This window comes from Streptomyces bohaiensis (assembly GCF_012033785.1).
Taxonomy (GTDB): Bacteria; Actinomycetota; Actinomycetes; order Streptomycetales; family Streptomycetaceae; genus Streptomyces; species Streptomyces bohaiensis.
Genome location: NZ_JAAVJC010000453.1, coordinates 1 through 2,327 on the forward strand (window position 1 = coordinate 1; position 2,327 = coordinate 2,327).

The 2,327-nt window shown below is 72.9% G+C and carries 2 protein-coding genes; one reads left to right on the forward strand and one right to left on the reverse strand.

The window, feature by feature from the left end:
- Positions 1–332 precede the first annotated feature (332 nt).
- Positions 333–1,340 carry a stage II sporulation protein M gene (locus HCN52_RS23860; RefSeq protein WP_168090495.1) on the reverse strand — a complete coding sequence of 336 codons (1,008 nt, stop codon included), beginning with the start codon at positions 1,338–1,340 and terminating at the stop codon, positions 333–335.
- Positions 1,341–1,492: 152 nt separating this feature from the next.
- Between HCN52_RS23860 and HCN52_RS23865 the strand changes: the two genes are divergently transcribed.
- Positions 1,493–2,327 (forward strand): RDD family protein (locus tag HCN52_RS23865; RefSeq protein WP_168090496.1); only part of this gene is annotated, 835 nt, incomplete at its 3' end.

The following is a 2,327-nucleotide window of genomic DNA, read 5'->3' on the forward strand; positions in this document are numbered from 1 at the left end:
TCCCCTTCGGTGTCTCCGACTCTATCAGACCCACTTTCGTGTTCCTGACCCCCGGCCGGCGGGGCCTTTCGAGCTTTTCGCCCTCCGGCGTGTCCACCACGTTAGAGCATTTCCCCGGCCGCTTCCAAATCGGCGGAACGGGAACTGAATCGTCGAACACGCGTCGCTGAATACGAACGCGAGAACGTCAAAACAGACCCGTCAGGGTGTGTGCACTTCGGCAGTGGTTGCCGCCGGACCTGGGACGCTCAGCGTCGCTTGGGAAGCCGATGGGCTCCATGGCAGCTCGGAGCACACTACGCGCCCGGCACCCCGACGTCAACCCCCGCTCGTCAGACCGCGACGGGCTGCTGGTCGGAGCGGTCCTCCCGAGCCAGATCGCCGGTCTCGCCGGCCAGCGCGGCCCGCCGTCCGGGGACGAAGACGTAGACCAGGAAGGCGGCCCAGACGAGGACACCGATGGCGATGCGGGCCCAGGTGGGCAGCCCGGAGGGGGTGACGAACCCTTCGACCACACCGGAGACCAGCAGGACGACGGCCAGGCCGACCGCCATGCCGATCGCCGCGCGCCCCTCCTCCGCCAGCGCCGTGACGCGGGTGCGCCGACCGAGGTCGATGACCGTCCACCCCAACCGGAGCCCCACACCGGCCGCCACGAAGACCGCCGTCAGCTCCAGGAGACCGTGGGGGATGAGCAGGCCGAGGAAGACGTCCAGCCGGCCCGCGGCGGCCATCAACCCGATGCCCATCCCGACGTTGAGCGCGTTCATCGCCAGCACATAGACCACCGGGACGCCGAGCAGCACCCCGAACGCGAGGCAGATGGCCGCGATCCACGCGTTGTTGGTCCACACCTGGGCCGAGAACGCCGCGGCGGGGCTGCTGGAGTAGTAGCTCTCGTAACCGCCGCCCTCCCTGGTCATCTCGCGGAGCGCCTCGGGCGCGGCGATGGTCGCGACCGCTTCGGGGCTGTTGGCGAGCCAGGTGGCGATGACGGCGGTGACCGCGGTGAAGAGGACCCCGGTCCAGATCCACCAGTGCCGGGTTCGGTAGCAGGCCGCCGGGAAACCCGCGGCGAAGAAGTGGACGGCGTCCCGCCAGGTCGCCCGCCTGCTGCCGACGACCACGCTGCGCGCCCGGGCGACCAGCGTGGTCAGCCGGTTGGTCACCACCGGGTCGGGGGCGGAGCTCTGCAGCTGCGAGAGGTGGGTGGCGGCCCGCTGGTACAGCGCCACCAGCTCGTCGGCCTCGGCGCCGGTGAGCCGGCGCCCCCGGCCGAGCAACTGGTCGAGGCGGTCCCACTCGGCACGATGGGCGGCGACGAACACATCCAGGTCCATGGCACGACCTTCTCAGACGCCGGGGCCGGGGTGGAGGGGTACCGCCCCGTGGGACACGGCAGACTGGGACGACGTGGAGGAGCGGCCCTCGGCGGGGGCCCGTGCACGGGTCCGCCCGGCGGCGCGCAGCGAGCGATGGGGGACGGAGGCCGATGAGTGGTCTGGTGACCGGCGACGCCGTGGTGCTGGGGTTGCGGCCGGCACGGCTGCCGAGCCGCGCCATGGCGATCGCGATCGACGTGGTGCTGATCGTCGGGGTCTACCTGCTGGTCTCGCTGGTGCTGGCCTCCTCGGCGCTGGGGATGGGGGAAGCCGCGCTCTCCGCCGTGGAGATCGCCACGCTGGTGCTGATGCTCATCGGCGTGCCGGTGGCGGTCGAGACGCTGACGCGGGGCCGCTCGCTGGGCAAGCTGGTCCTGGGGCTGCGGGTGGTCCGCGACGACGGCGGACCGGTGAGGTTCCGGCACGCGTTGGTCCGCGGGCTCGTCGGCTTCGTGGAGCTCTTCGTGACCATGGGGTTCGTGGCGATGGCCTCCTCGCTGGTCTCCCCGCTCGGCCGGCGACTGGGGGACGTGTTCGCCGGAACCATGGTGGTCCGCGAGCGGATCCCCGTCGCCCGTGCCTCGCTGCTGCCCCCGCCGCCGCCCGAACTCGCGGGCGGGTTCGCCCGGTTGGACCTGTCGCGGGTGCCGGAGGAGCTGTGGCTCGCGGTGCGGCAGCTGCTCGTGCGGCTCCCCAAGCTGGAGCAGCGCGTCGCCTGGTCGATGTCGGTGCGGCTGGCGGAGGATCTCGCCGCCCTGGTGGGCACCCCTCCCCCGGAGGGCATGCACCCCTCGGCCTACCTGGCCGCCGTCGCCGGGGAGCGACAGCGCCGCGACGCCCAGCGGGCGTTCGGGGACCGGGGGCCGGGGGCGACGGTCGGCATCCGCTGGACGGCGGCCGCGCCGGGCACCGTCGCGATGCCGGCCGCCCCGGCCGGTCCGCCGG